The organism is Rhodococcus sp. TAF43 (assembly GCF_052113525.1).
GTDB lineage: Bacteria > Actinomycetota > Actinomycetes > Mycobacteriales > Mycobacteriaceae > Prescottella.
This window is the reverse complement of sequence record NZ_JBFRDL010000046.1, coordinates 67,892-74,198: the sequence shown is the minus strand read 5'-3', so window position 1 is coordinate 74,198 and position 6,307 is coordinate 67,892. Positions and strand designations below refer to the sequence as shown.

The window sequence follows — 6,307 nt, the reverse complement described above, 5'->3', positions numbered from 1 at the left end:
AGGCGCAGCACCTCGTCGACGCGCGACGCGGGCAGCGAGTTGGCCGCCGCCATCCACTGCAGGTGTGCCTTGGCCGACCGGTTGGGGTGCACCCACTTTGCGTCGAGCAGCGCGCCGACGGTGYGCAGCGGCTGCTTCAGCTGGTGGTAGGGCACCCCCTCGATCAGTGCGGTGCCCGACGTCGGCTTGTCGAGGCCCAGGATCATCCGCATGGTCGTCGACTTACCGGCACCGTTCGGGCCGAGGAAGCCGGTGACGATGCCCGGCTTCACGGAGAACGTGAGATCGTCCACCGCTTTCGTCGACCCGTAGGTCTTCGTCAGTCCCCTCACTTCAATCATGGGGACCACAATGCCCGATGAGGGGACCTCCGCGCATCGGTCGCAGGTCTACATCCGTGTCATACCCAGGGATGACACGAACCCTGAGACAGAGTCGGGGACTACCCGGATCAGGCCCGGACGGCGCCGTCCGGCATCGTCACGTCGGTGAGATCTGCGCCACTCACGTCGGCCGTGGCGAGCACCGCGCCGGTCAGATCCGCGTGCGCGAGGTACGCGCCCGCCAATCTGGCGCCCGTCAGGTCGGCGTCCTCGAGGTGCGCCCCGGTCATGTACGCGCCCGAGAGGTCCGCCCCGGCGAGGATCGCGTGCGCCAGGTACGTCGACGTGAGGAACGAGAGCGTCAGCACCGCACCCGACAGGTTGGCGTTCGTCAGATACGCCTTGCTGAAGTCGGCGTCCGCGGCGACGGCGCCGGCGAGATTGGCTCCCGTCAGGTTGGCGCCGCCGAGTTCCGCGGACGTGAGGTCCGCTCCCGACAGGTCGATACCCGCCATGTTGGCGCCCGTCAGGTTGGCACCGGCGAGGTCGGCACCCGACAGATCCATCCCGTGAAGATCCGGAGCGTCGGGCATTTTGTCACGTCGGGCGTTCCACGCCACGACATCCGAACGGAGGAGTTGAAGAAGATCTGCATTCAGCGTCGACATGGCATGTCCTATCCCGGCACTGGAACCAACGGAGCAGTCGCTGCCGAGCCTATGTCGCCCGCGCGCGTTCGGCCAGGTATTTCGACCAATCCGTGATCCGCGTGTCTCCCTACATCGGCGACGACGCCTGCGCCCAGAACCGCTTCGGAATGCGGCCGGCATGCCGGGCCTCGTAGCCGGCGGTGACCGCGCCGCGCATCGCCGACGCCATCAGCGCCGGGTCCTTCGCGCGCGTGACGGCCGTCGCGAGCAGCACCGCGTCACAGCCCAGCTCCATCGCGAGCACCGCGTCGCTCGCGGTGCCGATGCCGGCGTCCAGGATCACCGGCACGTTCGCGGCATCGACGATCATCTCGATGTTGTGCGGGTTCGAGATGCCCAGACCGGTGCCGATCGGCGAGCCCAGTGGCATCACCGCGGCACAGCCCACGTCCTCGAGGCGCTTCGCGAGCACCGGGTCGTCCGTGGTGTACGGCAGCACCGTGAATCCATCGTCCACCAATTGCTCTGCGGCGCTGACCAACTCGATAGCGTCGGGCAGCAGTGTGCGCTCGTCGGCGATCACCTCGAGCTTCACCCAATCGGTCTCGAGCGCCTCGCGCGCGAGCTGCGCGGTGAGCACGGCCTCGGCCGCGCCGCGGCAGCCGGCGGTGTTCGGTAGTAGCGCGATGTCGAGGCGGCGCAGCAGGTCGAGGACCCCGGTGCCGCCCGCGGCATCGACGCGGCGCATCGCGACGGTGGTCAGTTCCGTGCCCGACGCCACCAACGCCTCCTCGAGCACCGCGAGGTTCGCGGCGCCGCCGGTGCCCATGATCAGGCGGGAGCCGAACGTGCGGTCGGCGATCGTCAGCTTGCCCATCTCAGCCACCCTGCACCGCCGTGAGGATCTCGATCTCCCAGCCGCGACCCACCGACTCGGTCCACCGGCCGCGCGGGAACACCGCACCGTCCACCGCGACCGCGATGCCGCGCTGCGGCAGTTCCAGCCGGTCCAACAACTCGGCTACCGTCAGCGGCCCGTCGAATTCGTGGTCCTCACCGTTGACGGTGATACCGATCAACTCACTCATCCAAACCTCACTCATGCCCGCTCATACGTCTGCTGTGAAAATCGTTCGGCGGCGGCACTTTCCGCCTCCGCCAGGGGGTTGCCGTCGAGAATCGCGACAGTCGCGTCCGCGGTGACCGGGGTCATCAGGATTCCGTTGCGCCCGTGCCCGGTCGCGAGCACCACCCGATCCGAGACGCGGCCGATGATCGGCATGTTGTCCGGACTCATCGGGCGCAGACCGGCTTTCGCCTCGTACAGCTCGTACTCGCCGATCGCGGGCATCAGTGCCTCCGCATCGGCGATGAGGTCCCGCACCCCGGCGACGGTGACCTGGGTGTCGTGGCCCGACTCGTACTGCGTCGCACCGACGACGATGCCGTCGGCGCGCGGCACCAGGTACGACGGCCGGCCGTGCACACTGCCGCGGATAGTGCGCCGGGGCGCCGGCGTCACGCCCGGCCGGGCCCGAAGGCGCAGGATCTCGCCCTTCACCGGACGCACCGGCAGATCCGGCCACAGCTGCGCCGAGTTCGATCCCGCCGACAGCACCACCTGATCGGTGGTGAGCGTTTCCAGGTCGGTCACCGACTGCTCGATCAGCTCCACACCGGCCGCGACGGCGGCCGTCCGCAGCGCCTGCACCAGTAGCCGGTTGTCGACGGCCAACTCGGTGGGCGCCTGCAGCGCCAGGCGGATGCCGCGGCCCAGCGACGGCTCCAACTCCCGGATCTGCGCGCGGTTCAAGATCTTCAGCTCGTGCCCCTGCGTTGCCACCCACTCGGCGATGGTGTGCAGGTCCGCGGCGTCGGCGGCGTCCAGCGCGACGGTCAGCGAGTCGTCGGACGTGAACAGTGTCACCCCCGCGACGGCTTCCAGTTCGGCGCCGAATTCCGGCCACCGCTGCAGCGACGACGCCCCCAGCGCCAGCGCCTTCTCCTCACCGGGCCAGCCCTCCGACAGCGGGGCCAGCATGCCGCCGGCCACCCACGACGCACCGCTTCCCGGTGCCGGGTCGTGCAGCTTCACCGTCCAGCCGCGCTGCGCCGCACGCCAGGCGATCGACAGGCCGATGACACCGCCACCCACGACGGAAACCGATCGGGTCAACTTTTCTCCACCTCACTCCCTGCGCCGGCATGATCCGGGTCAGGTATGACGGTCGGGGCCGGCAGGCCCCCTCTCAGCCCCGCGCACAGTCTGCGCTCCTGGGACTCCCGTGTTGATTCGTCCGCATTAGAGACTACCGTTCCAGGTGTGCATGCCTCCCAGTCCGTCAAGCGCCTGACGCCCCGCGAGCGACTCGCAGACGCGCGCCTCTATCTCTGCACCGACGCCCGCCGCGACAAGGGCGATCTGGCCCACTTCGTCGAAGCGGCACTCGCCGGCGGCGTCGACATCGTCCAGCTCCGCGACAAGGGCTCGGCGGGCGAACGCGAACTCGGGCCGATGGAGGTCAAGGAGGAGCTGGCCGCGCTCGCGGTGATCGGTGCCGCGGCCCGCCGGCACGGCGCGCTGCTCGCCGTCAACGACCGCGCCGACCTCGCGCTCGCCGCGGGCGCCGACGTCCTGCACCTGGGCCAGAACGACCTGCCGGTACACTACGCGCGCCGGATCGTCGGCCCCGACGTCGTGATCGGACGCTCCACCAACAACCGCGCGCAGGCCAGCCTCGCCGCGATCGAAGAGGACGTCGACTACTTCTGCACCGGGCCGGTGTGGGCCACCCCCACCAAGCCGGGCCGGACGGCGTCCGGCATCGAACTGGTCCGCAGCACGGCCGACGCCGTTCCGACGCGGCCGTGGTTCGCCATCGGCGGCGTCGACCAGGAGCGGCTGCCGCAGATCCTCGAAGCCGGCGCCACCCGGATCGTCGTCGTGCGCGCCATCACTGCCGCCGACGACCCGGAGGCCGCCGCGCGGGCGCTGTCCGACGCGCTGCGCGGCTGACCACCGCTCGGCGCCTCGGTCAGCAGGTTCCGGAGACGGCCCCGTCGACCGAGTCCTCGATCATTGCGCGGCTCGCCTCGGGCATGTCCTCCCAGGTGGCGGTGCTCGGGTCGAGCGGCGGCGCGCCCACCGCTTCGGCCTGCATGTTGTAGGAGGCGACCCAGACGGCCGAGTTCGCCTTCAGCTGATCGAGGAACGCCTGCCCCTGGGCCGCACGGTCGAACGACTCGCCAGTCCCCTTCGCCTGGGCCTCGGAACTGTCGAGGAAGGCGGTCACCTGGCTGCACATCTCCTTGACCGCGGCGTCGAGCGCGGCAGAGTCGTCCTGAGCGGCCGTCCCCTGCACGGAGGTGGTCGCCGACGGGCCGGACGCGGAGGTCTCCTCGCTGTCACTGCAACCCGTCAGGAGCAGCAGTGCGGCGGGGACGAGGGCGATCACATGTCGAATACGCATGCCCGACATGGTGACACTATGTCCGGTTCGCATCGGCGGCCGGTACCTGGTCGTGCACTCCGTCCGGTGTGCATCGGGCCGCGACGATGCCGGCCCCGATCAACACTCCGACGTAGAGGAGGATGTAGATGTTCATCAGGACGTCGGCGACGGTCCACCACGGCGGGAACAGGAACAGCCCCACCACCACGACGTACTCGTCCCACCGGTAGGGCCAAGCCCCGGTCGCGACCGCGATCACGAGCGCCGCGAGCCACCACCACCAGTTCGTCAGTGCCCGGTGCACGATGTAGACGAGCAGCGGCACGAACCACACCCAGTGGTGGCTCCACGAGAAGGGCGAGACTGCCGCGGCGCTCAGCCCTGCGACCGTGACCGCGAGGAGATGCTCGCCGCCGCGGTGCAGCCGCAGCACGATCCACATGCTGACCACCACGACGATCGCCGCGAGCACCACCCACAGCACCGTCGGCGCGGGCTTCCCGGTCAGGTGCGCGATCACGCCGCGGATCGACTGGTTCGACGGGTGCTCGTCCTGCGCGATGCGGGTGGACTCGAAGAACGTCTTGGTCCAGTACTGCCACGAATCGTTCGGGAGCACCAGCCAACTCGCGCCGATGGTGGCCGCGATGGTCCCCACGGCCACGGCCGCGGCCCGCCACTGCCTCAGCACCAGGTAGTAGAGGACGAAGTACGCCGGCGTCAGCTTGATCCCGGCGGCGATACCGACACCGACACCCTTGAGCTTGCTGTTCTCGCCGCGCGAGACGTCCCACAGCACCAACGCCATCAGGACCAGGTTGATCTGGCCGTAGAACAGCGTCGTGCGAACCGGTTCGAGGAACGTGCAGGCCACCGCCAGCAGCGCCGAGACACCCACCAGGTACGGCGTGATCCGATACCCGAGCATCCGCCAGCACAGCGCGACGATGGCAACCAGCAGGACTAGGTTGGCCCCCATCCAGATGTACCTGTCGATCCCGCCCGGCAACAGTCCGAACGGGATGAACATCAGCGTCGAGAACGGCGTGTACGTGTAGAGCAGGCCGTGGATCACCGGTTCGGTGTAGAGCGGCAGATCCTCCATGACGTGCCGCGCGCCGTCGCGGTAGACGTCCAGGTCGGCTCCGCCGGCGAAGATTCCGATCGTCGGCATCCACGGACGCACGGTCGTGAACACCAACACCACCGACGCGATCGCCCACAGGACGAGCACCGCGAGATGGCCCCGCCGACGCGGTAGTTCACCTGCCTCGGGCCCCATTCTCCGCAACACCCGCCTGGCCCCCTCACCGATCTGCCCGGATTGATCTACATACCAAGCCTAAGCAATGAAGCGTCTCGATCCCGCATCCGTTCTTACCGGCCACCCCCTCCCCTGAGAGGTCGCCACGGACGTTCGGCCACGTTACCCGCCGCACGGCGCCGCTGATCGATACACTCGCCCGAACTACACGAAAGGGCCGGAACATGATTCGCCTTCTGATCAGGTGTGCGTTCTTCCTGGGCTCGGCCGCGGTCGGGATCCTGGCCGCCGTGTGGTTGCTGCCCGAGGTGTCGGTCAGCGCCGCCGGGTTCGTGACCGCCGTCGTGATCTTCGCGATCGCGCAGAGCGTGCTGTCACCGTTCATCACGAAGATCGCGGCCAAGAATGCACCCGCATTCCTGGGCGGGATCGGACTGGTGTCGACCTTCGTCGCCCTGGTGATCGCATCCGCCTTCGGCGGCCTGTCGATCTCCGGTTGGCGCACGTGGGTTCTCGCGACGCTCGTCGTGTGGCTGGTGACCGCTCTCGCCACGCTCGTTCTGCCGCTGGTCTTCCTCCGCAACCGGCGGGAAGAAAAGAAGGCCGAGGGCTGACGCC

General features: G+C 68.9%; 9 protein-coding genes and 1 riboswitch. Of the genes, 2 read left to right on the top strand and 7 right to left on the bottom strand.

All coding sequences use genetic code 11. From position 1 onward, the window contains the following. The 5 genes from AB4Z09_RS23125 to thiO form a co-directional block, all read right to left on the bottom strand. Window positions 1-341, bottom strand: a 341-nt coding sequence (locus AB4Z09_RS23125; protein ID WP_442240756.1) for an ATP-binding cassette domain-containing protein, incomplete at its 3' end; no start/stop codon positions are given. Between the two features lie 110 nt (window positions 342-451). Continuing rightward, on the bottom strand, window positions 452-916 hold the full coding sequence (locus AB4Z09_RS23120; RefSeq protein ID WP_254622633.1) for a pentapeptide repeat-containing protein: 465 nt from the start codon (window positions 914-916) through the stop codon (window positions 452-454). A 184-nt stretch (window positions 917-1,100) separates the two neighbouring features. Continuing rightward, a complete protein-coding gene (locus tag AB4Z09_RS23115) occupies window positions 1,101-1,850 on the bottom strand; it encodes a thiazole synthase (protein ID WP_302675465.1) in 750 nt (249 codons plus the stop codon). A gap of 1 nt (window position 1,851) precedes the next feature. After that, complete coding sequence (gene thiS / locus AB4Z09_RS23110; RefSeq protein WP_114721831.1) at window positions 1,852-2,061, bottom strand: sulfur carrier protein ThiS; 210 nt, start codon at window positions 2,059-2,061, stop codon at window positions 1,852-1,854. An 11-nt stretch (window positions 2,062-2,072) separates the two neighbouring features. Beyond that, on the bottom strand, window positions 2,073-3,149 hold the full coding sequence (gene thiO / locus AB4Z09_RS23105; RefSeq protein WP_174912849.1) for a glycine oxidase ThiO: 1,077 nt from the start codon (window positions 3,147-3,149) through the stop codon (window positions 2,073-2,075). Continuing rightward, a riboswitch (TPP riboswitch) is annotated at window positions 3,149-3,270 on the bottom strand. (Overlaps the previous gene by 1 nt.) 26 nt (window positions 3,271-3,296) lie before the next feature. On the opposite strand from thiO, the gene thiE reads away from it, so the two are divergent. After that, window positions 3,297-3,989 (top strand): thiamine phosphate synthase, encoded by a 693-nt coding sequence (thiE, locus tag AB4Z09_RS23100; protein WP_442240755.1) that lies wholly within the window; start codon window positions 3,297-3,299, stop codon window positions 3,987-3,989. Between the two features lie 19 nt (window positions 3,990-4,008). Here thiE and AB4Z09_RS23095 read toward each other — a convergent pair whose 3' ends face one another. Both AB4Z09_RS23095 and AB4Z09_RS23090 read right to left on the bottom strand, forming a co-directional pair. Beyond that, a complete protein-coding gene (locus AB4Z09_RS23095; RefSeq protein WP_114721830.1) occupies window positions 4,009-4,443 on the bottom strand; it encodes a hypothetical protein in 435 nt (144 codons plus the stop codon). 16 nt (window positions 4,444-4,459) lie between these two features. Continuing rightward, window positions 4,460-5,707, bottom strand: a complete 1,248-nt coding sequence (locus AB4Z09_RS23090; protein ID WP_442240754.1) for a glycosyltransferase 87 family protein — start codon at window positions 5,705-5,707, stop codon at window positions 4,460-4,462. A gap of 206 nt (window positions 5,708-5,913) precedes the next feature. Here AB4Z09_RS23090 and AB4Z09_RS23085 point away from each other — a divergent pair, with 206 nt between their 5' ends. Next, on the top strand, window positions 5,914-6,303 hold the full coding sequence (locus tag AB4Z09_RS23085; RefSeq protein ID WP_442240753.1) for a hypothetical protein: 390 nt from the start codon (window positions 5,914-5,916) through the stop codon (window positions 6,301-6,303). Window positions 6,304-6,307: the final 4 nt, after the last annotated feature.

Excerpts from the sequence above, each read along its gene's own strand:
- thiS (WP_114721831.1), bottom strand. The coding sequence starts at position 2,061 with ATGAGTGAGTTGATCGGTATCACCGTCAACGGTGAGGACCACGAATTC.
- AB4Z09_RS23085 (WP_442240753.1), top strand. The coding sequence starts at position 5,914 with ATGATTCGCCTTCTGATCAGGTGTGCGTTCTTCCTGGGCTCGGCCGCG.
- AB4Z09_RS23120 (WP_254622633.1), bottom strand. The coding sequence starts at position 916 with ATGCCCGACGCTCCGGATCTTCACGGGATGGATCTGTCGGGTGCCGAC.
- AB4Z09_RS23090 (WP_442240754.1), bottom strand. The coding sequence starts at position 5,707 with ATGGGGCCCGAGGCAGGTGAACTACCGCGTCGGCGGGGCCATCTCGCG.
- AB4Z09_RS23095 (WP_114721830.1), bottom strand. The coding sequence starts at position 4,443 with ATGCGTATTCGACATGTGATCGCCCTCGTCCCCGCCGCACTGCTGCTC.
- AB4Z09_RS23115 (WP_302675465.1), bottom strand. The coding sequence starts at position 1,850 with ATGGGCAAGCTGACGATCGCCGACCGCACGTTCGGCTCCCGCCTGATC.